We start from the raw sequence: 23,115 nt of genomic DNA on the forward strand, positions 1-23,115 counted from the left end.
TCGGTTTCCTGTTCTTCTTCCTCTGCGGAACCCTGTGGTTCCTCTGTGCTGTCGGTGCTCTCGGTGCTCTTGACGTTCTTGGCGTTCTTGGCGTTCTCAGCGTTCGACATGGCCACCTCCCCCTCCGTGTGGCCGCTCGTCTGTTCGTCAAACCTCCACCGCTTCACCCGATTGCCCCACCCGGGTCGCGCACCTGGTCACGGTGCGTCCACGGGGTCGGCACAGCGCGGAGCCCTCCGGGCCGGCTCCCGGTGGAGCGCTGCCGGTGCAGGCCCCGGCGGCTCCGCCCGGGCCGGCACAGCCGGTCCCCGCCGGGCGGAGCCGGCCGGGCGGACCTGGCCGGGCGGACCTGGCCGGGCGGACCTGGCCGGGCAGAGCTGTGGGCGGCCACCCCGGGCTACCCCCGCCGCCTCCGGGGCGTGCGGGGCGTGCGGGACGTGCGGGGGCGCTCGCCACCGCGCCTGACCGTCGCCGCCCGCGCCGTCCCGGCTCCGCGCCGTCCGCCTCACTCCGCCCCCTACCGTCGCGCACTCCCCTCCCCCGCTGCCCCCAGGTCCGGCGTCAGCCCCGGAGGGCGTCCAGCCTGCGGCGGGCCGGGCCCAGCGCCCGGCCGCGGCGCAGCAGCCCGCGCCAGGGGTCGGTGCCGGCGTGCTCGACGGCGTCGGCGACGGTCCAGCGGCCGGCGTGCAGCTCCGGATCGTCCAGTTGCTCCCAGGACACGGGAGCCGCGACGGGAGCGCCCGGCAGGGCGCGCACGGTCCAGGGGGCCACCGCGGTCTGCGCGTAGGCGTTGCGCTGGACGTCGAGGTACAGCCGGCCGCCGCGCTCCTTCTTCCGGGCCGCGGTGGTGAGCCGGTCGGGGTGGGCGGCGGCGAGGGTGTCGGCGACGTCGCGGGCGAAGGCGCGGACCTCGTCGAAGCCCTGCCGGCCGTCGAGCGGCACGATCACGTGCAGCCCGCGCGAGCCGGTGGTCATCAGGGCCGAGGGCAGGCGCAGCTCGTCCAGCAGCTCCCCCAGCAGGCGCACGGTGTCCCGGACCGTCTCGAAGGCGTCGCGGCCGTCCCCCGAGGGGTCGAGGTCGAAGACCAGCCGGTCGGGCCGGCCGACGGGGTCCGGGTCCGCCCCGTCCTCCCGCGGCCGGGAGCGGGGCGCGTCGGCCCGGGACAGCCAGCGGTGCAGGGTGATGCTCGCCTGGTCGACGAGGTACAGCAGCGTGGCGGTGTCGTCGCACACGGTGTGCGTGACCGTGCCGCCCTCCTTGCCGACCTCCACCCGGGTGATCCAGTCGGGGTAGTGCCCGGGCGTGTTCTTCTGCATGAAGGCGGGCCCGTCCAGACCGTCCGGACGCCGGTCCAGCATCAGTGGACGCCCGCGCACGTGCGGCAGCAGGTGCGGCGCGACGGCCCGGTGGTACTCGGCCAGGTCGCCCTTGGTGTACTCGGGGATGCCGCGCCCGCCGGGGAAGAGGACCTTGTCCGGCCGGCTGATCTCCACCGTGCGGCGGCCGGCCCGGACCGTGCGCGCCGTGCGCGCCGTGCGCGCGCCCGCGCTCACGGCACGATCGCCTCCTCCACCAGCAGCCGGCCGGCCGCCGCGATCGACGCGGCGTCGATGCCCGCGGCGCGCATCTGCTCCTCGGGGGACGCCGACCCGGGCATGGTGCGCACGGCGAGCCGCACCAGGCGGGGTACCGGACCGCCGTCGGAGAAGGCCTCGGCGACGGCGTCGCCGAGCCCACCCTCGGGGTGGTGGTCCTCGACGGTGACCAGGCAGCCGGTCTCCTCGGCGGCCCGGCGCAGGGTGTCGCGGTCGACCGGCTTGACGGAGTAGAGGTCGACCACCCGGGCCGCGATGCCCTCCTGGTGCAGGGAGTCGGCCGCCGCCAGGGCCTCGAAGACCGTGCCGCCGGCCGCGACCAGGGTGAGCCGGTCCCGGTCCGAGGCCCGCAGCACCTTGCTGCCGCCGACCGGGAACTCCTCGTCCGGTCCGTAGATCACGGGGCTCTCCCCGCGCGAGGTGCGCAGGTAGCGGATGCCGTCGATGCCCGCCATCGCGGCCACCAGCCGGGCCGTCTGGTTGGCGTCGCACGGGTACAGGACCGTGGAGCCGTGCACCGCCCGCATCATCGCCAGGTCCTCCAGGCCCATCTGGCTGGGCCCGTCCTCCCCGATGGCCACGCCCGCGTGCGAGCCGACCAGGTTGATGCAGGAACCGCTGATCGACGCCATGCGGATGAAGTCGTGGGCGCGGGTCAGGAACGCGGCGAACGTGGACGCGTACGGCACCCAGCCGCGGGCCGCCATGCCGACCGCCGCGGCGACCATCTGCTGCTCGGCGATGTAGCACTCGAAGTAGCGCTCGGGATGTTCCTTGGCGAAGAACTCGGCGCGGGTGGAGTCGCCGACCTCGCCGTCGAGGGCCACGACGTCGCCGCGCGCGGTGCCGAGCGCGGTGAGCGCCTCACCGAAGGCGTTGCGCGTGGCGACCTCCTCGCCCCGCTCCCAGCGCGGCAGCTCGGCGTCCCCGGTGGACACGGCGTGCAGGGCGCGGGCGGAGACCGGTTCCGGCAGCCGCACGCGCAGGTCGCGGGAGCCGCCCAGTTCGGCGACGGCGTCGTCGGCCTCGGCCAGCGGCTTGCCGTGCCGGCCCTCCTGGTCCTCCACCGCGGCGACGCCCTTGCCCTTGAGGGTGCGGGCGAGGATCGCGGTCGGCCCGCGCGAGGTGGAGACGGCCTCCCCGAAGGCGCGGTCGAGGGCGTCCACGTCATGGCCGTCCACCTCGGTGGTGTGCCAGCCGAACGCCTGGAAGCGGCGGGCGTAGGCGTCGAGGTCGTGGCCGTGCCGGGTGGGGCCGCGCTGGCCGAGCCGGTTGACATCCACGATGACGGTGAGGTTGTCCAGGCCCTCGTGGCCGGCGTGTTCCGCGGCCTCCCACACCGAGCCCTCGGCCATCTCGCTGTCCCCGCACAGCACCCACACCCGGTAGCCGGTGCGGTCCAGCCGCTTCCCGGCCAGCGCGATGCCGACGCCGACCGGAAGCCCCTGGCCGAGCGACCCGGTGGCCGTCTCGACCCACGGCAGCCGGCGGGGCGTGGGGTGCCCTTCGAGGCGGCTGCCCGCCTTGCGGAAGGTGAGCAGTTCGTCGTCGTCGATCGCCCCGGCCGCCTTGTAGGCCGCGTACATCAGCGGGGAGGCGTGGCCCTTGGACAGGATGAGGCGGTCGTTGCCCGGATGCTCGGGCCGGTCGAAGTCGTAGCGGAAGTGGTGGGCGAACAGGACGGCCATGATGTCGGCCGCGGACATCGAGGACGTGGGGTGCCCGGAGCCCGCGGCATCCGCCGCCCGCACGCTGTCCACGCGCAACTGCTGTCCGAGTTCGGTGAGTTCGCCGGTGTTCATGAGTCTCCTTCGGCGCGGTCGCCGGGGTTGTCGGTGCGCTTGACGGGGCCGGGGGCGTCGTGCGGCCCGAGGGGCGGCGCGTCCGGCGGGCGGGACCCCGCGGGCGGGTGCTTCGCCGCCTCCCCGCCCGGCTGCTGCTTCGCGGGCTCGCCGCCCGGCCGCTGCCTCGCGGGTTCCCCGCCCGGCTGCCGGCTCGCGGGTTCCCCGCCCTTCGTCCCGTCCTGCTCCGGCGGGGCGCCGGCGGACGGTTCGTCCTGGGGGCCGCCCGGCAGGCGGGCCAGCTCCGGCGACGCCGTGTCCAGCGGCACCGACCAGGACCGCACCAGGCCCAACTGGACGGCCTGGCGCGGCAGTACGGCGTCCAGCAGCCAGTCGGCGGCCACCCGCACCCGGTTGCCGGGCATCGCCGCGAGGTGATAGCCGCGGGTGACCAGCCCGGCCAGCGGTCCGGACAGCGGAACGCCCAGCGGGTCGGCCGCTGCCTGGGTGCCGCCGAGGTCCACCACGAACCCCAGGTCCTTGTGACGGTAGGCGCGGCGCTCGCCGTCCCCGAGGGAGGCCGCGATGTTCTGCGCGCACACCTTGCCCTGCCGCCAGGCGTGCTGCGCGGTCATCGGGGTGTACTGCCCGGGGTTCTCCAGGTCCGGGACGGCGGCCGCGTCGCCGCAGGCGAACACCTCGGGGTGGCCCGGCACCTGCAGGTGCGGGTCGACGAGCAGCCGGCCGCGTTCCATGGGCAGGCCGAGCGACTCGGCGAGCGGGTCGGGGCGCACGCCCACGCACCACACCAGGGTGCGGGTGTCGACGAACTCGCCGTCCGTGAGCAGCACCCCCTCGGGCGTGGCCTCCTTCACCGAGGTGCCCATCCGCACGTCCACCCCGCGTTCGCGCAGCACCCGGTCGGCGGTGCGGGAGAGCCGTTCGTCCAGTTCGGGCAGGACCCGGTCGGCGATGTCCAGCAGCATCCAGCGCGGGCGCATCCCGGTGCGCAGGGGCTGCTTGCGGACCTGCGCGTCGGTGAACAGCTGGCCGTGCGCGGCCACCTCGGTGCCCGTGTAGCCCGCACCGACCACGACGAAGGTGCAGCGGCTGGAGCACTGGGCCGGGTCGTCCGTGGCGGCCGCGAGCTCCACCTGCCGGGTGACGTGGTCCCGCAGGTACAGGGCCTCCGGGAGGCCGCGGAAGCCGTGGGCGTGCTCGGCGACGCCGGGGATGGGCAGCAGCTTGTTGACGCTGCCGGCGGCCAGCACCAGCCGGTCGTAGGAGAGGCTGCCCTCCCCGCCCTCCGGGTCCGTGTAGTGCACCGTGCGCCCGTCGAGGTCGATGCGGCCGGCTTCGCCCAGCACCAGGCGGACCTGCGGCAGCGTGCCGGACAGGGAGACCGTGACGCGGCGCGGCTCGAGGATGCCCGCCGCGACCTGGGGCAGCAGGGGCAGGTAGAGGAAGTAGTCGGTCGGGTTCAACAGGGTGATCTCGGCCCGGCCCCGGGCCAGCCGGGACAGGGTCTGTGCGGTGCGGTACCCGGCGAAGCCCGCTCCGACGATCAGGATGCGGGGTCGGCTCGAGGGTCGGCTCACGGTGGTCCTCCGGCGCTGTCGGCGTACCTCGGGAGACTTCCGCGTCCCCCTGGCCGCGAGGGCCAAACGTCGCCCGGTTTCCGCCCGGGGCCCCGGGTACCCGGGTCCGGAACCGACCCGCCCTCGTCGCGGAAGGCACCCCCCATGCCCGAGTACGGCTACTTCCTCTCGTGCGAGCAGTACGGCCCGGCGGAGCTGATCGAGCAGGCCCGGATGGCCGAACAGGCCGGATTCGAGTCCCTGTGGATCTCCGACCACTACCACCCCTGGAACGACGCGCAGGGGCAGAGCCCCTTCGTGTGGTCCGTGATCGGCGCCCTCTCCGAGGCGGTGTCGCTGCCGGTCGGCACGGCGGTGACCTGCCCCACCGTGCGGACGCATCCCGCGGTGGTGGCGCAGGCCGCCGCGACGGCCGCGGTGATGGCGGACGGCCGGTTCCGGCTGGGCGTCGGCACCGGGGAGCTGCTCAACGAGCACATCCTGGGCGCCCCCTGGCCGCCCGCCCACATCCGCCTGGACATGCTGGAGGAGGCCGTGCAGATCATGCGGCGGCTGTTCTCCGGCGAGGAGGTCAACCACCACGGCACGCACTACACGGTGGAGAACGCCCGCCTCTACACGGTGCCGGACGAGCCCGTGCCCATCGACATCTCCGGCTTCGGGCCGGCCGCCACCAAGCTGGCCGCCCGGGTCGGCGACGGCTACATCACGATGATGCCGGACACCTCCATGGTGGAGCAGTACCGCAAGGGCGGGGGCGGCGGGAAACCGGTGAGCGGCGGCACCAAGGTCTGCTACGGCATCGACCGCGAGGAGTGCGTGCGCACCGTCCACCGGCTGTGGGCCAACGAACAGCTGCCGGGTGAGCTGGGGCAGGTGCTGCCCTCACCGAAGCACTTCGAGCAGGCCCAGACGCTGGTGACCGAGGACATGGTGCGGGACAACCGGGTGTGCGGCGACGACGTGGACCAGCACGTGGCGGAGCTGCGCCAGTTCGCGGACGCCGGCTTCGACCGGGTCTACGTCAGCCAGATCGGGCCCGACCTGCGGGGCTTCTTCGACTTCTACCGCACGAAGGTGCTGCCTCAGCTGCAGTGACGGCGGTGTCACGGGCGGGGCGGTGGGGGCGGCGCGGTCCCGTGGTCACGGCTCTGGGGGCTGTGACGGCTTCACGGCTTCACGGCTCTTACGGCTCTTACGGCGAGACCGCGCCGCGGATCGTCGAGCGGGACATGGCCGGAGCCGGACATGACAGGCGCCGTCCGTGTGAGCCGCCTCAGCCTCAGCAGAACACCCCACCGGCGGGACCAGGGGCAACGGTCCTGCCGGTGGGGTGTTGCGGGTGCCGGGACGGATCACGCCCGGGGATCGTGCGTACCGGGTCCGGCGTCACGGAACTGCGGCCGTTCGGCGCCCGCCGTCGGCGGAGCGGGCGGGACGGGCGGAACCTGACCCGTGGTCGGCGGAGTGGCCGGCGGCACGGGAACACCGTGACCGCCGGACGGACCGGACGGACCGGACGGACCGAACGGACCGGATGAACCTGACGGACTCGACGGACCCGACGCGCCCGCCTGACCGGGGACGGTCGGCGCGGCCGGCGTACCGTGCGACGGGCCACCGGCGGGCGCCGGGCGGGCCGCGCCCCGCAGGGCGTAGGCCGCGGCGGCCAGGAGCACGGCGGTGATCAGTGCCGCCGCCCAGTCCGGCAGGACCAGGGCGAGCGCGAGCCCCACCGCGAGCGCCAGTGCGGCGCCCGCGTAGAGGGCGGTCGCGCCGGAGGCCGCGTACAGGGCCGCCTTGCGGCGCTGCTTGCGCGTCTGCTCCCGCAGTTCGTCCCGCACCGTCTCACGTGCCACCTGGGCCAGTTCGTCGACCAGGTGCTTGTCCAAGTGCTGCAAGTGCTCCAAACGCTGCATGGCGGGCCGGGTACCCGTCCGGGCGGTCGCGTAACGCCGCCTCAACCGGCCGCCCGAGGTCGGCCATTCGGAACCCACCGTCCGCTCCCGGCGCCGGGCGGGCGCAACTAGGCTCGTGCCCATGGAGATTATGGGTGCCACACTGCGTGTCTGCGTCGAGGACATCGAGACCGCGATCCCCTTCTACGAGCGGCTGGCGGGCGGTCCGGCCCTCCGCTTCGAGCGGGGTGGCGTCCACGTCGCCGCAGTGGGCTGCTTCCTGCTGATGAGCGGCCCCGCGGCCGAGTTGGAGGTGTTGCGGAAGGTCGCGGCGACGATCGCGGTGAAGGACGTGGAGGAGGCCCACGAGGTGCTGACCTCGATGGGCGCCGACATCATCGCCGGCCCGGTCCCCACCCCGGTGGGCCGCAACCTGATCGTGCGTCACCCGGACGGCGCGATCTACGAGTACGCCGACCGCCGCTCCTGACGAGGCGAACGGCGCCGGCGGCGCTGACCGCGTACCGCCCCAGGTGAGCGGTCACCGGCCCCCGGCCGGCCGCCGACCCCCTGCCTCCTGCCCCCTGCCGCCTGCCGCCTGCCGCCTGCTGCCGCGCGCCAAGCGCCGAGCGCCGAGCGCCGAGCGCCGAGCGCCGAGCGCCGAGCGTCAGCGGAGCATCTCGCGGGTGAGCGCCCAGCGTTGGTGGTCGCGCCAGGCCCCGTCGATGTGGAGCATCCGGGGCGAGAACCCCTCCAGGTGGAAGCCGCACCGACGGGCCAGCGCGATCGAGGCGGCGTTGCCGGGCTGCACGTTGATCTCCAGCCGGTGCAGGCGCATCGGTCCGAAGGCGTGCCGCACGACGAGGTCCAGGCCCTCGCTCATCAGTCCCCGCCCGGCGGCGTGCGCGAAGGCGCCGTAGCCGAGCGCGCCGCTCTGGAAGCCGTCCCGGACGATGTTGTTGATGTTGACGAACCCGGCGATGGCGCCGCCGTCGTCCTTCTCGCAGATCAGGAAACCAGCCCTGGCCGGATCGTCGATCAGGCGCTTCGCGTACGCCCGGTAGGCGCCGGCGGTGTCCGGCGGGAAGAGCCAGGGGTGGTGCAGGTCCCTGCTCTCCCGCGCGCGGGCGGTGAACTCGGCACCGTCCTCGAACGTGAACGGGCGCAACCCCACGCGGGGGCCCTCGGCGAGGTAGGGGGAAGGAACGGAAGGCGGCACTCTGCCACCCTACGACGGGCCCACCGCCCCCGCTCCGGCCATGGGCACCGCCCGCCACCACGCCCCCGCCACAACGCTCCCGCTCTGCCCGATCCGCCGGCGGCACGTCTCCTGCGGGGTGCCCGTGTCCCCCACGCCCGCGCGCACCGACTGCCGGGGAGCGAAGCCGCCCCGGCAGCGGCAACACCCCGTCGCCCGGCCCCGGCCCGGCCCCCGTCCGGGCCCCCGATCAGCTCAGCGCCGGATGCTCCAGGGTCAGGGTGCCCGCCCCTGCGTCGAGTTCCGCCGGAACGCCGAAGGGCACGGTCATCGCCCCGTCGCAATGCCCGAAGCCGAACTCCCCGGCCACCGGCACACCCAGGCCGCTGAGCCGGTCGGCGAACAGGGCGCGCAGTTCGTCCGGGGGACCGCAGTCCGCCCAGGAGCCCAGCAGCACCCCGGCGACCCCGTCCAGCAGCCCGGCGCGCAGCAGCTGGGTGAGGGAGCGGTCGAGCCGGTACGTCTCCTCCCCCACGTCCTCCAGGCACAGCAGTCCGCCGCGCGCGGAGGTCCGGGCGTGCGGGGTGCCCAGCTCGGCGGCGAGCAGGGCGAGGCAGCCGCCGAGGGTGACCCCGCGTGCCCGGCCCGGCACGAGCGCGGTCCCTCTGGTGGCCAGCACCCGGACCGTCTCCGGCGCGAAGAGCGTTGCCCTGAGGTGGTCCTGGGCGCGGGTGCTCTTGATGAAGTCGAACCCGGCGGCCATCGGTCCGTGCAGGGTGACGAGGCCCAGCCGGGTGGCGAACGCCTCGTGCAGCGCGGTGATGTCGCTGAAGCCGACGAACACCTTGGGTCCGGCGGCGCGCATCGCGGTCCAGTCGAGCAGCTCGGTCATCCGCTGCACCCCGTAGCCGCCGCGCGCGCAGATCACCGCGTCGACGGCCGGGTCGCACCAGGCGGCCTGCAGGTCCGCCGCCCGGTCGGCGTCGGTGCCCGCCAGGTAGTCGAACCGGTCGTGCCGGTCCAGGACGTGCGGGGCCACCACGGGGTCGAGTCCCCAGCCGCGCAGGACGTCCAGACCGGCCCGGAGCCGGTCCTGCGGCACCGGCCCGCTGGGGGCGACGACGGCCACCCGCGCGCCGGGGGCGAGGCGGGGCGGCCTGCGCAGCGGTTCCACACGCTTCATACGGTCAGCTCCAGCGGTTCGACGTCCGGCGCGTTCAGGCCGAACACCTGGTCGTAGAGGGCGAGTTCCGCCTCCAGCGCGCGCACCATGGTCTCCGCGCGCCGGAAGCCGTGGCCCTCGCCCTCGAAGGTGAGGTAGGCGTGCGGCACGCGGCGGCCGGCCAGCCGGGCCAGGAAGCGCTCGCACTGCACGGGCGGGCAGATCACGTCGTCCAGGCCCTGGAGCAGCAGGAACGGCACGGTGAGCTTCTCGGCGTGCGTGACGGGCGAGCGTTCGGTGTACCGGGCGGGCACCTCGTCGCGGGGGCCGATCAGGCTCTCCAGGTAGTGGGACTCGAAGTCGTGGGTCCCGCCGGTGCTCCAGTCGGTGAGGTCGAGCACCGGGTAGAGGATGGTGCCGCAGGCGTAGACGTCGGTGGTGGTCAGCGAGACGGCCGTGGTCCAGCCGCCGGCGCTGCCGCCGCGCAGGGCCAGCCGGTCGCGGTCCGCGGTGCCCTCCTCGGCGAGGGCCAGCGCGACGGCGGCGCAGTCCTCGACGTCGACCACGCCCCACTGTCCGCGGAGCCGGTTGCGGTAGGCGCGCCCGTAGCCGGTGGAGCCGCCGTAGTCGACCTCGGCGACGCCGATGCCGCGGGAGGTGAAGTAGGCGATCTCCAGGTCGAGGACGAGCGGCGCCCGGCCGGTGGGGCCGCCGTGCGCCCGGATGACGTACGGGGGCAGGCGGTCGCCGGGCGCGGTGCAGCCGGGGTGGTGCGGCGGGTACACGCGGGCGTGGATCTCGCGGCCGTCCGGGCCGGTGAAGGTGCGCAGGTGCGGTTCGGGGTAGTGGGCGGGGTCCACGAGGTCCCGGTGTTCGGCGCCGACGACCCGGGACCTGCCGGTGCGGGTGTCCAGTTCGACGACCTCCGGAGCGCTGCGCGGACTGCCCGCCACGGCGACGACGCGTTCGCCGTGGGCGGCGAGGAAGGAGGCGTACTCGGTCCAGGGTCCGGCCGCGTCGACGACCTCGCCGGTGTCGGGGTCGAGGATTCCGAGCACCGCGGCGCCGCGGCCGTGCAGCACGGCGACGAGCCCGCTGTCCAGCGGGGCGAACCAGCGTGAGCCGGGCCGCCACAGGGGACCGCCGAACTCCTCCTCGCGCGGGCAGACGGGCTCGCCGTCCCGGTACAGGTTCCACCAGCCGGTGCGGTCGCTGGTGTGGAGCAGCCGGCCGTCGGGGGTCCAGTCGGCCTGGGCGACGGACTCCTCGGGCCCCCCGGCCACGGTCCGCGGCTCGCCGAAGGTGCCGTCGGGGGCGACGTCGGCGACGAGGAGTTCGGTGCCGTCCCACGGCATGCGCGGGTGGTCCCAGGCCAGCCAGGCGACGCGCCGGCCGTCGGGCGAGGGACGCGGTCCGGTGACGAACCGGTGCCGGTCGTCGGTGAGTTCACGCACCGCGTCCCGGTCGCCGGCGGCGGAGCCGTCCAGCGGGACGGCGGCCAGGAGTCGGCGCACGTCGCCGGGCCCGTCCCCGGTGAACTCCTCCAGGACGCACCACACCTCCCCGCGGTCCGCCCTGCAGACCGGTTCGACCCAGCGCAGGCCCTGCCCGACAGGGGAGACGGGGGTGAGCGGGCGGGGCGTGGTGCCCGGCTCCCAGCGGTACAGGCGCTGATCCGTGAAGTTGACGAAGACCACCAGCGGTCCGGTGTCCGTCATGACGCCGGCCCAGGGCAGCCCGCCGTACTCGTGGACGCGGCTGCGCACGTTCCACGGTGCGGGCAGGACGCTCTCCTCCCGGCCGTCCGGGTGCCGCCGGACCAGGGTGCGCCGGCCGCCCTCGGCGGGCCGGGGTTCGGTCCACCACACCTCGTCGCCGACGAAGCCCGCGTACTCGGGGCTGCCGTCCTGCGCGGCGGCGGTGGCCGCGTCGATGGGCGAGGGCCACGCCCCGTACTCCAGTGTCCGCACTGTCTCCCCCACTCGTCAGGCCGTCCGCAGGAACCGGTCGAGGACGTGGACGCCGAAGTGCAGTGCCTCGACGGGCACGCGCTCGTCCACTCCGTGGAACATGGCCTGGTAGTCGATGCCCTCGGGCAGCTTCAGCGGTGCGAAGCCGTACCCGGTGATGCCGAGCCGGGAGAACTGCTTGGCGTCCGTCCCGCCCGACATGCAGTACGGCACGACGTGCCCCTCGGGCGCGAACTCCTCGATCGCGGCGCGCATGGCGGCGAACGTCGGCGAGTCGACCGGTGCCTGGAGGGCGACCTCCCGGTGCTCGTACTCCCAGTCGACGTCCGGCCCGGTGAGGCGGTCGAGGGTGGCGCGGAACTCGTCCTCGGTGCCCGGCAGGAAGCGTCCGTCGACCTGCGCCACGGCCGCTCCGGGGATCACGTTGACCTTGTATCCGGCGTCCAGCATGGTCGGGTTGGCGCTGTTGCGGACGGTGGCCTCGACCAGCTTCGCGGCCGGTCCCAACTTGTCCAGCAGCGTGTCGATGTCGGTGAGGTCGGTCTCCAGGCCGTACAGCGCGGCCAGTTCACGGAGGGCAGCCCGCACGGTGGGGGTGGGGCGCAGCGGCCACTCGTACTCGCCGATGCGGGTGATCGCGGCGGCGAGGCGGGTCACCGCGTTCTCCCGGTTCACCTTGGAGCCGTGTCCCGCCCGGCCGCGCGCGGTGAGCCGCAGCCAGGCGGTGCCGCGCTCCCCGGCCGCGATCGGGTAGATCTGCCGTCCGGCGCCGTCGTGGAAGGTGAACGCTCCGGATTCACTGACGCCCTCGGTGCAGCCCTCGAACAGTCCGGGGTGCCGGTCGGCGAGGAATCCGGAGCCGTCCACGGCACTCGCCTCCTCGTCGGCGGTGAACGCGACGACGACGTCCCGGCGGGGCCGGACGCCCTCCCGGGCCCAGGACCTCACCACGGCGAGGATCATCGCGTCCATGTTCTTCATGTCGACGGCGCCCCGCCCCCAGACGACCCCGTCGCGGATCTCCCCCGAGAAGGGGTGCACGCTCCAGTCGCCGGGCTCGGCGGGCACCACGTCCAGGTGGCCGTGCACCAGCAGGGCGTCCGCCGACGGGTCGGTGCCCTCGATGCGGGCGACCACGTTGGTGCGGCCCGCCGTGCGCTCCAGGAGGGTGGGTTCGAGGCCCGCCTCGGCCAGCCGCGCGGCGGCGTACTCGGCGGCGGGACGCTCCCGGCAGTCCCCGCCGCCGCGGTTGGTGGTGTCGATCCTGATCAGGTCGGACGTGAACGTCACGACCTCTTCCCGTGCCTGCCGGTCAGCCATACTGCTCCTCCACCGCGGCCGAGGCGATCGTGGTGACCGCCTTGAAGACGCGGATCCCGTCGTACATCGTGGCGCTCGTGTACGCCACCTTCCGCTCCCCGGTGTGGCGCACTCCGGGCACCACGGTGGCCGCCATGGCGAGGTGCGCGGCGTCGAACTCCACCTCCACGGTGAACGGCCCGGCGTCGGCGGGCGGCTGACGCACCGCCAGTCCCGCCGCCTCCTTCGCCGCGGCCCGGATGTCGGCCGCCGTTCTGCCGGGTGTGCGGCACACCGCCGCGTACCGCGACACGTGGTCCTTGACGGCGACCTTCAGCGCGCCGGGCGCGTAGCCGAGGGCGTCCTCGCAAGCCACGTCGTCCCCGGTGACCAGGACCACCGGCACCCCGTACTCCGCGACGACGTGCGCGTTGAGCAGGCCCTCGCTGGCGCGCTCCCCGTTCAGCCACACCCCGGTGACGGAGTTGGCGAGGTAGGTGTGGGCGAGGACGCCCTCCATGCCGGCGCCCGCGTGGTAGCCGACGAACGCGATGCCGTCCACGTCGCCGTGCTGTACGCCCTCGACCATGGACAGCGCCTTGTGCCGCCCGGTGAGCATCGTGGCCCGCTCGTCCAGTTCCTCCAGCAGGAGGTTGCGCATGGTCCAGTGGGCCTCGTTGATCAGCACCTCGTCCGCGCCGCCGTCGAAGAAGCCGAGCACGGCCGCGTTGACGTCCGAGGTGAACAGGGAGCGGCAGCGTTCCCACTGCGGTGTCCCCGGCAGCACGTCGGCCGGCCAGGTGACGCCCGTGGCGCCCTCCATGTCGGCGCTGATGAGGATCTTCATGCCTGGCACGCTACGTGCTCGGCACGAACCACGGCCAGGCCTGTGGAAAACTCTCACCGCACCGGCCCCGCGGGACGCGCCGCGGCCTCGCCGGGACGGCCCGGAGCACCGTCGCCGGGGTGCCACGCGAGCAGGGGAACGACCGGGAACGCCGACCGGCCGGAGGTGCGCGGGCACCCGCGGTGGCGAGCGGCCCGCGCGCCCCCGTCGCCGGTCCTGCGGGTCGACCGGGCGGCCGGTCACCCCGCTCCAGAAAGCGGGCGAGTCCGTGGGCGTCCGCACAGTCGATCGCCACGTTCTGCACTGTAGAAACCGTGCCGGAGAGCCTGCCCGACGCGCGGCCCGGAAGCCGACGATCACCGCACGGACCGCGCGCAGGCGACTCCGGGGCACCGGCGCACGGCACATCCCCGGCCCGGGGCACCGGCGCACGGCACATCCGGCGCCGGGCCGGCCCGCCGCGCCCCCGGCGGGCGGCCTCAGTCCTCGTGTCCGAGCTGGAGGTCGCGTTCGGTGCGGCCCCCTCCGGCCATCTGCAGCACCGTGGCCACCGGCGGGTACCCGGCGGCGATCACGGTGTACTCGCCGGAGGACAGGTCGACGAAGCGGAAGATCCCGTCGGCGCCGGTGGTGAGGGTGTCCACGACGTTGCCCGCCGCGTCCAGCAGGGTCACCCGGGCGTCCTCCACGGCGCGCCCCCCGCTCCCCCGGACGGTGCCGCGCAGCACGGCGCCGCCGGCGAGTTCGACGTCCTGGCGGGTCTCGCGCGCCGCCTGGACGGTGACGGGGAGGGCGGCGGGACGGAAGGCGGGTGCGCTGGCGGCGAGGGTGTACTCCCCGGCGACCAGCTCGGTGATGACGTAGCCGCCCTCGCGGCCGCTGCGGGTGGTGGCGACGACCTCGCCGTGGACGTTGGTGAGCGTGACGGCGGCGTCGCGCACCGGGGTGCCGTCGGCGGTGAGGACGGAACCGGCGAGGCGGCCCGCGCCGCCGAGGACCACGTCCAGTTCGACGGGGCGTTCGCCGACGGTGACCGAGACGGCCTGCGGCTGGTGGCCGCCCGCGGCGGCGATCAGGACGTACGACCCCGAGCCCGGGGTGGCCAGGGCGTAGCGCCCGTCGTCGCCGCTGGCGCCCCGCCCGATCTGCCGTCCGCCGACGTCGATCAGGGTGAGCGCGGCCCGCGGCACGACGGTGCCGTCGGGATGCTGGACGGTGCCGCACACCGGGACGCCCCCGGCGTGCGGGGGCCGGGCCGCGGCGGTGTGCGCCGCGCCGGCGGCGTGCAGGCGGGCCTGCGGGACGGTGCCGGGGGCGTAGGACGCGTCCGGGGCCGGGGCTGCGGCGGGGGCGTTGTGGGACACCAGGGGTTTCTCCTTGAGGAAGAAGGCGAGCAGCAGGCCGAGGACGAGGACCGGCACCAGGAAGAGGAAGATGCGCGGCATGGCGTCGGCGTAGGCCTGGATGTAGGCGTCGCGCAGGGCGGGCGGCAGCGCGTGCACGGCCTGCGGGGTGATGGACTCGGCGTCGGGCAGGGCACCTCCGCCCCCGGACGCGGGCAGGCGGTCGGCCAGGGCGTCGGTGAGGCGGGAGGCGAACAGGGTGCCGAAGACGGCGGCGCCGACGCTGCCGCCGATCTGGCGGAAGTAGTTGTTGGCGCTGGTGGCGGTGCCGAGGTCGGCGGGGCGCACGGAGTTCTGCACGGCCAGGACGAGCACCGGCATCACCATGCCGATGCCGGCACCGAGGACGGCCATCCAGATGCTGTAGTGCAGCCGGGGCGTACCGGTCTCCAGGCGGGACAGCAGCGCCATGCCGACGACCGAGAGCGCGGACCCGATGATCGGATGCGACCGGTATCGGCCGGACCTACTGATGAGCTGACCGGAGATGACCGAGGCACCGACGATTCCGGCCATCATGGGCAGCATCAGCAGCCCGGACTCGGTGGCCGTGGCCCCGTCGACCATCTGGAGGTAGGTCGGCAGGTAGCTCGCGGCGCCGAAGAGGGCCACGCCGATCACCAGGCCGACCAGACCGGTGATGTTGAAGACCGAGTCCCGGAACAGCCGGAGCGGGATGAGGGGTTCGGCGGCGAAGCGTTCGGCGGCCAGGAAGAGGACGGTGGCCACGAGGGCGCCGGCGCCGAGGCCGAGCACCACGCGCGAGTCCCACGCGTACTCGGTGCCGCCCCAGCTGGTGAGCAGCACCAGGCAGGTGGAGGCGGCGGCCAGCAGGAGCGTGCCGAGGACGTCGAGGCGGGGGCGGGCGGCGGGCCGGGGCAGTTTCAGCACCAGGGCGACCACGATCAGGGTGACGATCCCGAACGGCACATTGATGTAGAAGCACCAGCGCCACGACAGGTGGTCGGTGAAGTACCCGCCGAGCAGCGGCCCCGCGACGGAGGCGAGACCGAAGGCGGCGCCGATCAGGCCCATGAAGCGGCCCCGTTCCCGCGCCGGGACGATGTCCGCGATGATCGCCTGGACGCCGATCATCAGTCCGCCCGCACCGACCCCCTGCACCGCCCGGTAGGCGATCAGCTGGTCCATGGTCTGGGCCCGGCCGGCCAGTGCGGATCCGACGACGAAGACCACGATGGCGAACTGGAAGACGCCCTTGCGGCCGAGCAGGTCGCCCAGCTTGCCGTAGACGGGCAGCCCGATGGTGGAGGTGAGCAGGTAGGCGGTGATCGCCCAGGACATGCGGTCCAGGCCGTGCAGGTCACCGACGATCCGGGGCAGCGCGGTGGCGACGATCATCTGCTCGAGGGCGGCCAGCAGCAGCGCCAGCATGAGCGCGACGAAGACCAGGCGGACCCGGCGCGGGCTCAGCCCGGCGGGGCCGCCGGACGCCGGGGGCGGGTCCGGGACCGGCGGAGCCGCGACCGCCGGTTCGTCCTTCGTCAGAGTGATCCCGCCCACGTACCGCTCCCCTCGTCGCCCTGCCGCACCATTCCCGCGTAAAAGCGACAACTACGAGCAAGCACGGCGAGTTACGGCGTACGGAGAGGTCGGCCGGAGATCACCCGAACCGGTGAGGGCGGCCGACATCGGGGCCGGCCGCCCTCACCATGTCCCCCCGTGGAGCGGCTCCTTGAGCCGGGGGACGACGGAAGTGCCCGACGGACGGGGCTACTTCTCGACCTCGGCGGCCAGCTTGGCGAGCAGCGCATCGTAGATGCGGGCCAGACCCTTGGGCGCGAAGGTCCTCTCGAAGAAGCCGCCGATGCCTCCGGCGCCCTGCCAGGTGGTGGTCACGACCACCCGTGAGCGTCCCTCACCGGCCGGGGTGACGCGCCAGACGGTGACCATGGAGGAGTTGCGGTCCTTCTCCACCAGTTCGCCGTCACTGGGCTCGGTCACCTCCAGGAGGCAGTCCCGCACGCGCTTGCTGGTGGCCTGGAGCTTCCAGTGGACGAGGGTGCCCTCGCCGTCGCCGCCCTCGCGGACCTCGTACTCGCTGAAGTGCTCGGGCAGCACCTTGGCCCGGGTTCCGCTGTAGTCGGCGAGGGCGTCGAACACCGTCTCCGCGTCCGCCGCGACGATCCGCTCCGTAGTGGCCTCGACCTGCGCCATGACTTTCCTCCAGGACCTGGTGTGTCGGGGGTCCGGCCAAGCCAACCACCCCCGCACCCGGCCACCCAAATCGGGAGTCCACAACTGATCGGAAGCGTGATCGAACCTGTCACCCGCACGATCAAGGGAACACTTGTTCTATTCTGTGGTCCTGCACTACCGAGGAGGCGTCATGCGCTGGGAGAACCTCTCGACCGGGGACGGCCACAGCCGGGCCGACGCCGCGCTGTTCGGCGCGGACGCCGTCACGACACGGACCGTCGACACGCCCGAATTCCGCGGGATCACCTTCCACGAGATCCGCGCCCGCTCGATCGTCAACCGGGTGCCGGGTGCCTCCCGGATGCCGTTCGAATGGACCGTGAACCCCTATCGCGGCTGCTCGCACGCCTGCGTGTACTGCTTCGCCCGCAAGACCCACGGCTATCTGGACCTCGACTCCGGCCTGGACTTCGACACCCAGATCGTGGTCAAGGTGAACGCGCCCGAACTGCTGCGCCACCGGCTCGCCTCCGTCCGCTGGCAGGGCGAGCACATCGCCATGGGCACCAACGTGGACTGCTACCAGCGCGCCGAGGGCCGCTACCGTCTGATGCCGGGCATCATCGCCGCCCTGCGCGACCACGCCAACCCCTTCTCGATCCTGACCAAGGGCACGCTGATCCTGCGGGACCTGGAGCTGCTCAAGCAGGCGTCCGAGGTGACCGACGTCGGCGTCTCGGTCTCCGTGGGCTTCGTCGACGAGTCGCTGTGGCGCACCGTGGAGCCGGGCACACCCGCCCCCGAGCGGCGCCTCGACGTCGTCCGCACGCTGGCCGGGCACGGCATCGGCTGCGGGGTGCTGATGGCCCCGGTCATCCCGTTCCTCGGCGACCGCCCGGACCAACTGCGCGCCACCGTACGGGCCATCGCCGCGTCGGGAGCCACGTCCGTCACACCGCTCGTGCTGCATCTGCGCCCGGGGGCGCGCGAGTGGTTCATGTCCTGGCTCGGCCGGCACCACCCGCACCTGGTGAGCCGCTACGAACGGCTGTACGCGGAGGGCGCCTACGCCCCGAAGTGGTACCAGCGCCGCATCACCCGCCAGGTGCACGAGCTGGCCCGCGCCCACGGCATCGGCCCCGCGGCGCCCGGCCTGCCCCGCCGGATCGGCCCGGCCGCCCCTACGGCCACAGGGTCCGTGGAGTCCGCACACCCGGAGCCGACTCAGCTGACGCTGCTGTAGCCGCGCGGGGGTGAAAGGGCCGGCGAGGTCCAAGGCCACGCGGGCGCTCCGCCGCGGGCGCCCGTTTCCGTAGCAGGGTCGCCGCGCCGGCGCTCGGACGCACCACCGCGTTGGGCACGTTGGAGCGCATCCGCGACCCGTTCGGGTCACGTACCGGCGGAACGCGTTGGTCCGGGGCCCGGGACCCGGGACGATCCGGCGAGGGCCGTGCGCCGTGCGGCCCGCCGACCCTCCGTCCCGGGAGCTCCTCATGAGGAAGCGCGCAGCCGTGCTGTGCGGTGCCGCCGCCGTCGTGGCCGGAAGCCTGACGGCCCTGCCCGCCTCGGCCGGCACCCCGTCGGCCGCCGGATCCGCCCCGGCCGCAGCCACCCCCGCCGCGCCCGCCTGGAAGAAGTGCCCCACCGAGCACTACCCGACGCTGCAGTGCGCGAGCGTCGAGGTGCCGCTGGACCACGCCGATCCCGGCGGGCGCACGATCACGCTCGCGCTGTCCCGGGTCCCGCACACCGCGTCGACGTACCAGGGGCCGCTGCTGGTCAACCCGGGCGGCCCCGGCGGCAGCGGGCGGACGCTCGCCGGGTTCGTCGCCGCCTCGCTGCCGCGGGAGGTGGCGGCGCAGTACGACGTCATCGGCTTCGACCCGCGCGGCGTGGGGGCGAGCAGCCCCGCGCTGGACTGCGCGCCGGACCACTTCGACCCGGTGCGGCCGGACTCCGTACCCGCCGGTGAGGCGGTGGAGGAGGCCAACCTGGCCCGCGTGAAGTCCTTCGCCGACGCCTGCCGGGCCAAGTACGCCGATCTGCTGCCGTTCATCGACACCACCAGCACGGCGCGCGACCTGGACGTCGTCCGGGAGGCCCTCGGCGCCGACCGGATCAGCTACTTCGGCTACTCCTACGGCACCTACCTCGGCGCGGTGTACGCGAAGCTCTTCCCGGAGCGGGTGCGGCGCCTGGTGCTGGACTCGGTGGTCGACCCGAACGAGGTCTGGTACGAGGCCAACCTGCACCAGAACCGGGCCTTCGACGAGCGGCACCGGGCCCTGATGGCCTGGATCGCCGAGCACGACGCGACGTACGGGCTCGGCACCGACCCGGAGCGGGTCGAGGCCCGCTGGTACGCGATGCGGGCAGCACTGGCCGAGGAGCCGGCCGGCGGCAGGGTCGGCGCGGCGGAGCTGGAGGACACCTTCATCCCGGGCGGCTACTACAACGGGTACTGGCCCTATCTCGCCGAGGCGTTCGCGGCGTACGTGAACGACGACGAGACCGGGCCGCTGCTCACCGTCTACGAGAACTTCGGCGCCGCCGAGCCCGGCGCCGGCAACGGCTACAGCGTCTACACGGCGGTCGAGTGCCGGGACGCGTCCTGGCCGCGCGACTGGCGGCAGTGGCGCAAGGACAACGCGGCGGTCCACGCCGAGGCGCCGTTCATGACCTGGAACAACGCCTGGTACAACGCACCGTGCGCGTTCTGGCCGACGCGGTCGCTGCGTCCGCCGTCCGTCGCCAACGGGCTGATCCCGCCCGCCCTGCTGTTCCAGGCGACCGGCGACGCGGCCACCCCCTACCGGGGCGCCGTCACGGTCCACCGCCTGCTGGCGCGCTCCAGCCTGGTCGTCGAGCGGGGCGGCGGCAACCACGGCATCACGCTGAGCGGCAACGCCTGCCTGGACCGGCACCTGGCGGCCTACCTGGCCGACGGCACGGTGCCGCGCGGCGGCGGTGCGGGGGTGGCCGACGCGGTGTGCGAGGCCCTGCCGGACCCGGAACCCCCGACGTCGAAGGCCGCCCCGGCCACGTCCCGCGGCACGATCCTGCACGGCCTGCTCGGCTCCCGCGGCTGACCGCCGTCACCCCGCCGGCGCCCCGTCACGGCCTGCCCGGCATCCGCGGCCGGCCGTCGGCACACCGCGGGGAGTCCGGCCCTCGGGGACCGGAGCCACCGGCCGCCGGGGGCCCGCGCCGAGGTGACGGGCCGGGGTGACAAAGCGAGGCGACGGGCCGGGGTGACGGGCCGAGGTGAAGGGCCAGGGTGCGGGGCACAGGGTGACTGCCCGTCACCTCCACCGCTGGCCCGGGATCCGCCCGTGCGCGCCCCCTTGGCGCGGGATGCGGGCCAGGGCCCGGCTCGCGGCCTCCGTCAGCGCCGGGTGGGCCAGGGCCTCGTGCAGTACGGACTGAGCGCGGGGATCGCCGAGTTCACCCAGTCCCTCGACGCAGGCGAGCGCGACGTGGCGGTGGGGGTCCTCGGGGCCGAGACGGCGGCGCAGCGTGGTGATGAGGGCGGGGACCGCCTCGGGGGCGCGCAGCGCGGTCAGCAGGCGGACCGGATGCAGGGCGTAGGCGACGCGGAGTTCGTTGGTGGCCAGCGCCGCGGCGGCACGGGCGGTGCGCGGGTCGCCGAGGCGGGCGAGCGCGAGGGCGGCCGCGGCGCAGCGCGGCGGGTCGCGGTGGTTGAGGAACAGCACCAGGGACTCGAAGGCCCGCCGGTCACCGGCCAGGCCGAGCCGGACGGCGGCCAGTTCGCGGGCCCACAGGGGCTGACCGGGTGCGGTGAGGACGCCCGCGAGGGTGTCGGGGTCCTGGGTCGCCACGAGGTCGTCGAAGGCCGTCGAGCCGCCGGCCTCGGTCCGTAAGCGCTGCGTGAGCTGTCGCCACTCCTCGTCCATGGTCCCGAGGTTAGGTGTGCGCCGGGGCGTTCGGGAGCCAGATCACAAAGGTGGGGGCTGGCGCGCTCGTTACCGGCCGGTTAAGCTCAGACGAGCGAGTTACCCACTCGCAGACCCTCCTCGTGGCGGTTTGGTGACGCAGCCGCCGCGAGTCGCAGTCGGTTCGGTACTCCGTGTACCGCAGTACGGCCCGGCCCCGGGACAGGGCCGGCCGGATCCGCCGCCGGGCGGGGCGTGTGCACGCCCTTCCCGCACCGGCACCGGGCGTGTGCGCTCGCAGCCCGGCACCACCACCCGCACTCCGCACGCAGGCCCCGGTGCGTCCTACGGACGTACCCGGGCGGCGTCTTCCGTCGTCACCCTCATTCCTGGAGTCCCGCGATGGCCACTCCCCTGTCCCACACTCCTCCCTCCGCGCTGCGGACCGTCGCCGTCGTCGGCCTCGGCACCATGGGCACCGGCATCACCGAGGTCCTGGCCCGGGCCGGCCGCGAGGTCGTCGGCATCGACATCAGCGAGGCCCAGGCCGCCGGGTGCCTCGCCGCCCTGGAGGCCTCCACCGCCCGCGCCGTGCGACGCGGCCGGCTGACCGAGGAGGAGCGCACCGCCCTGCTCGCCCGGGTGCGCGTCTCCACCGACCTGACCCTCGCGGCCGACGCCGACCTGGTCATCGAGGTGGTGCCGGAGTCGTACGAGGTCAAGCAGCAGGTGTTCCGTGAGCTCGACGCCGTCGTGCGGCCCGAGGCGATCCTGGCGACCGGCACCAACGCGCTGTCCGTGACCCGGCTCGCCGCGGAGTCGGCGCGGCCGGAGCGCGTGCTGGGGCTGCACTTCTTCAACCCGGCGCCGGCCATGAAGCTGGTGGAGGTGGTCTCCTCGGTGCTGACCGCCCCGGGGGCCGTCTCCGCGGTCACCGATCTCGCCCTGGACCTGGGCAAGGAGCCCGTCGCGGTCGGCGACCGGCCCGGATTCGTCGCCGACGGTCTGCTGTTCGGCTACCTCAACCAGGCCGCGGCGATGTACGAGTCGCACTACGCCTCCCGCGAGGACATCGACGCGGCGATGCGCCTGGGCTGTGGTCTGCCCATGGGACCGCTGGCGCTGCTGGACCTGATCGGCATCGACACCGCCCGCACCGTCCTGGAGGCCATGTACGCGGCATCGCAGGACCGGCTGCACGCGCCCGCCCCGATCCTGCGGCAGCTCAGCGAGGCGGGACTGACGGGCCGCAAGGCGGGCCGCGGTTTCTACACGTACGAGGCGCCGGGCAGCGGCACGGTCGTGCCGGACGCGCTCACCCCGCGCGAGGACGGCGCCGGCACCGGCGGCCGGACGGTCCGCTCGGTGGGTGTCGCGGGCTCGGGCACCATGGCCTCCGGCATCGCCGAGGTGTTCGCCAAGGGCGGCTACGACGTGGTCCTCGCCGCCCGCAGCGAGGAGAAGGCCCAGGCCGCGAAGGCCCGCATCGGCAAGTCGCTGGCCCGCTCGGTCGACAAGGGCCGGATGACCGCCGAGGCCGCCGCCGAGGCGCTGGAGCGCATCACCCCGACCGGCACCTACGACGACTTCGCGGACGTCGACCTGGCGCTGGAGGCGGTCGCCGAGGACCTGGAGGTCAAGCGGCAGCTGTTCACCGCGCTGGACAAGGTCTGCAAGCCGGGCGCGGTGCTCGCCACGACCACCTCCTCGCTGCCCGTCATCGCCTGTGCGCGGGCCACCTCGCGCCCGCAGGACGTGATCGGGATGCACTTCTTCAACCCGGCGCCGGCCATGAAGCTGGTGGAGGTCGTGCGGACCGTGCTGACCGCCGACGACGTCCACGCGACCGTGCGCGAGGTGTGCGGGACGATCCGCAAGCACGCCGTCGACTGCGGCGACCGGGCCGGGTTCATCGTCAACGCGCTGCTGTTCCCGTACCTGAACAACGCGATCAAGATGGTCGAGGAGCACTACGCGTCGCTGGACGACATCGACACCGCGATGAAGCTGGGCGGCGGCTACCCGATGGGACCGTTCGAGCTGCTGGACGTGGTCGGGCTGGACGTGTCGCTGGCCATCGAGAAGGTGCTGCACCGCGAGTTCCGCGACCCGGGTCTGGCCCCGGCGCCGCTGCTGGAGCACCTGGTGGCCGCGGGCTGCCTCGGCCGCAAGACCGGCCGTGGCTTCCGCGAATATGCCAAGCGCTGAGCATCGCCCCGGCGACTGGTCCGGGGCCGGGGCGGAATGGGGCGGGCTGCTCGGTCCCGACCGGTCCCCGCCGTCCGCGAACGGCACGTCTCCCCCGCCCGAGGA

The 23,115-nt window shown here is 74.3% G+C and carries 17 protein-coding genes; 5 read left to right on the forward strand and 12 right to left on the reverse strand.

Annotated features, from left to right (window positions below):
* Positions 1–561: 561 nt before the first annotated feature.
* Genes ligD through ACSU53_RS04385 form a run of 3 tightly spaced genes read right to left on the reverse strand, consistent with a single transcriptional unit; the run spans position 562 to position 4,975 of the window.
* Positions 562–1,554 (reverse strand): non-homologous end-joining DNA ligase, encoded by a 993-nt coding sequence (gene ligD / locus ACSU53_RS04375; protein ID WP_437024841.1) that lies wholly within the window; start codon positions 1,552–1,554, stop codon positions 562–564.
* Complete coding sequence (locus ACSU53_RS04380) at positions 1,551–3,398, reverse strand: transketolase (RefSeq protein WP_437024842.1); 1,848 nt, start codon at positions 3,396–3,398, stop codon at positions 1,551–1,553. The genes ligD and ACSU53_RS04380 overlap by 4 nt, the downstream gene beginning before the upstream one ends.
* Positions 3,395–4,975 carry an FAD-dependent oxidoreductase gene (locus tag ACSU53_RS04385; protein WP_437024843.1) on the reverse strand — a complete coding sequence of 527 codons (1,581 nt, stop codon included), beginning with the start codon at positions 4,973–4,975 and terminating at the stop codon, positions 3,395–3,397. The genes ACSU53_RS04380 and ACSU53_RS04385 overlap by 4 nt, the downstream gene beginning before the upstream one ends.
* Before the next feature lie 144 nt (positions 4,976–5,119).
* Here ACSU53_RS04385 and ACSU53_RS04390 point away from each other — a divergent pair, with 144 nt between their 5' ends.
* The gene (locus ACSU53_RS04390) at positions 5,120–6,073 is read left to right on the forward strand and encodes a TIGR03557 family F420-dependent LLM class oxidoreductase (protein WP_437024844.1); all 954 of its coding nucleotides are present in this window, start codon (positions 5,120–5,122) and stop codon (positions 6,071–6,073) included.
* Between the two features lie 257 nt (positions 6,074–6,330).
* Here the strand turns inward: ACSU53_RS04390 and ACSU53_RS04395 are convergent, their stop codons facing one another.
* A complete protein-coding gene (locus ACSU53_RS04395; RefSeq protein WP_437024845.1) occupies positions 6,331–6,894 on the reverse strand; it encodes a phage holin family protein in 564 nt (187 codons plus the stop codon).
* A gap of 121 nt (positions 6,895–7,015) precedes the next feature.
* Here ACSU53_RS04395 and ACSU53_RS04400 point away from each other — a divergent pair, with 121 nt between their 5' ends.
* Positions 7,016–7,363: a VOC family protein gene (locus ACSU53_RS04400; RefSeq protein ID WP_437024846.1), complete on the forward strand. Its 348-nt coding sequence runs from the start codon at positions 7,016–7,018 to the stop codon at positions 7,361–7,363.
* 177 nt (positions 7,364–7,540) lie between these two features.
* Here the strand turns inward: ACSU53_RS04400 and ACSU53_RS04405 are convergent, their stop codons facing one another.
* From ACSU53_RS04405 to ACSU53_RS04435, 7 genes are all read right to left on the reverse strand, one after another.
* On the reverse strand, positions 7,541–8,092 hold the full coding sequence (locus ACSU53_RS04405) for a GNAT family N-acetyltransferase (RefSeq protein WP_437024847.1): 552 nt from the start codon (positions 8,090–8,092) through the stop codon (positions 7,541–7,543).
* 229 nt (positions 8,093–8,321) lie between these two features.
* Positions 8,322–9,254: a S66 peptidase family protein gene (locus tag ACSU53_RS04410; protein WP_437024848.1), complete on the reverse strand. Its 933-nt coding sequence runs from the start codon at positions 9,252–9,254 to the stop codon at positions 8,322–8,324.
* Positions 9,251–11,215 carry a prolyl oligopeptidase family serine peptidase gene (locus ACSU53_RS04415; RefSeq protein WP_437024849.1) on the reverse strand — a complete coding sequence of 655 codons (1,965 nt, stop codon included), beginning with the start codon at positions 11,213–11,215 and terminating at the stop codon, positions 9,251–9,253. The genes ACSU53_RS04410 and ACSU53_RS04415 overlap by 4 nt, the downstream gene beginning before the upstream one ends.
* Before the next feature lie 3 nt (positions 11,216–11,218).
* A complete protein-coding gene (locus ACSU53_RS04420; RefSeq protein WP_437024850.1) occupies positions 11,219–12,523 on the reverse strand; it encodes a M20/M25/M40 family metallo-hydrolase in 1,305 nt (434 codons plus the stop codon).
* Complete coding sequence (locus tag ACSU53_RS04425) at positions 12,516–13,349, reverse strand: M55 family metallopeptidase (RefSeq protein ID WP_437024851.1); 834 nt, start codon at positions 13,347–13,349, stop codon at positions 12,516–12,518. The genes ACSU53_RS04420 and ACSU53_RS04425 overlap by 8 nt, the downstream gene beginning before the upstream one ends.
* A 479-nt stretch (positions 13,350–13,828) precedes the next feature.
* Positions 13,829–16,273, reverse strand: a complete 2,445-nt coding sequence (locus tag ACSU53_RS04430; RefSeq protein ID WP_437024852.1) for an MFS transporter — start codon at positions 16,271–16,273, stop codon at positions 13,829–13,831.
* Positions 16,274–16,483: 210 nt separating this feature from the next.
* A complete protein-coding gene (locus ACSU53_RS04435; RefSeq protein WP_437024853.1) occupies positions 16,484–16,927 on the reverse strand; it encodes an SRPBCC family protein in 444 nt (147 codons plus the stop codon).
* Positions 16,928–17,099: 172 nt separating this feature from the next.
* Here ACSU53_RS04435 and ACSU53_RS04440 point away from each other — a divergent pair, with 172 nt between their 5' ends.
* Positions 17,100–18,152, forward strand: a complete 1,053-nt coding sequence (locus ACSU53_RS04440; protein WP_437024854.1) for an Rv2578c family radical SAM protein — start codon at positions 17,100–17,102, stop codon at positions 18,150–18,152.
* A gap of 250 nt (positions 18,153–18,402) precedes the next feature.
* Complete coding sequence (locus tag ACSU53_RS04445; RefSeq protein WP_437024855.1) at positions 18,403–19,998, forward strand: alpha/beta hydrolase; 1,596 nt, start codon at positions 18,403–18,405, stop codon at positions 19,996–19,998.
* Between the two features lie 213 nt (positions 19,999–20,211).
* On the opposite strand, the gene ACSU53_RS04450 is transcribed toward ACSU53_RS04445, so the two are convergent.
* The gene (locus ACSU53_RS04450; protein WP_437024856.1) at positions 20,212–20,823 is read right to left on the reverse strand and encodes an adenylosuccinate lyase; all 612 of its coding nucleotides are present in this window, start codon (positions 20,821–20,823) and stop codon (positions 20,212–20,214) included.
* 381 nt (positions 20,824–21,204) lie between these two features.
* Here ACSU53_RS04450 and ACSU53_RS04455 point away from each other — a divergent pair, with 381 nt between their 5' ends.
* A complete protein-coding gene (locus ACSU53_RS04455) occupies positions 21,205–23,010 on the forward strand; it encodes a 3-hydroxyacyl-CoA dehydrogenase family protein (RefSeq protein ID WP_437024857.1) in 1,806 nt (601 codons plus the stop codon).
* The last annotated feature ends 105 nt before the right edge of the window (positions 23,011–23,115 follow it).

The organism is Streptomyces sp. enrichment culture (assembly GCF_964273255.1).
In the GTDB taxonomy this organism is placed as follows: domain Bacteria; phylum Actinomycetota; class Actinomycetes; order Streptomycetales; family Streptomycetaceae; genus Streptomyces.

What these genes read in the sequence shown, in the direction of transcription:
- ACSU53_RS04420 (WP_437024850.1), bottom strand. Translation starts at nt 12,523, where the DNA reads ATGGCTGACCGGCAGGCACGGGAAGAGGTCGTGACGTTCACGTCCGAC.
- ACSU53_RS04410 (WP_437024848.1), bottom strand. Translation starts at nt 9,254, where the DNA reads ATGAAGCGTGTGGAACCGCTGCGCAGGCCGCCCCGCCTCGCCCCCGGC.
- ACSU53_RS04435 (WP_437024853.1), bottom strand. Translation starts at nt 16,927, where the DNA reads ATGGCGCAGGTCGAGGCCACTACGGAGCGGATCGTCGCGGCGGACGCG.
- ACSU53_RS04445 (WP_437024855.1), top strand. Translation starts at nt 18,403, where the DNA reads ATGAGGAAGCGCGCAGCCGTGCTGTGCGGTGCCGCCGCCGTCGTGGCC.
- ACSU53_RS04450 (WP_437024856.1), bottom strand. Translation starts at nt 20,823, where the DNA reads ATGGACGAGGAGTGGCGACAGCTCACGCAGCGCTTACGGACCGAGGCC.
- ACSU53_RS04440 (WP_437024854.1), top strand. Translation starts at nt 17,100, where the DNA reads ATGCGCTGGGAGAACCTCTCGACCGGGGACGGCCACAGCCGGGCCGAC.
- ACSU53_RS04400 (WP_437024846.1), top strand. Translation starts at nt 7,016, where the DNA reads ATGGAGATTATGGGTGCCACACTGCGTGTCTGCGTCGAGGACATCGAG.
- ACSU53_RS04390 (WP_437024844.1), top strand. Translation starts at nt 5,120, where the DNA reads ATGCCCGAGTACGGCTACTTCCTCTCGTGCGAGCAGTACGGCCCGGCG.
- ACSU53_RS04380 (WP_437024842.1), bottom strand. Translation starts at nt 3,398, where the DNA reads ATGAACACCGGCGAACTCACCGAACTCGGACAGCAGTTGCGCGTGGAC.
- ACSU53_RS04395 (WP_437024845.1), bottom strand. Translation starts at nt 6,894, where the DNA reads ATGCAGCGTTTGGAGCACTTGCAGCACTTGGACAAGCACCTGGTCGAC.
- ACSU53_RS04425 (WP_437024851.1), bottom strand. Translation starts at nt 13,349, where the DNA reads ATGAAGATCCTCATCAGCGCCGACATGGAGGGCGCCACGGGCGTCACC.
- ACSU53_RS04455 (WP_437024857.1), top strand. Translation starts at nt 21,205, where the DNA reads ATGGCCACTCCCCTGTCCCACACTCCTCCCTCCGCGCTGCGGACCGTC.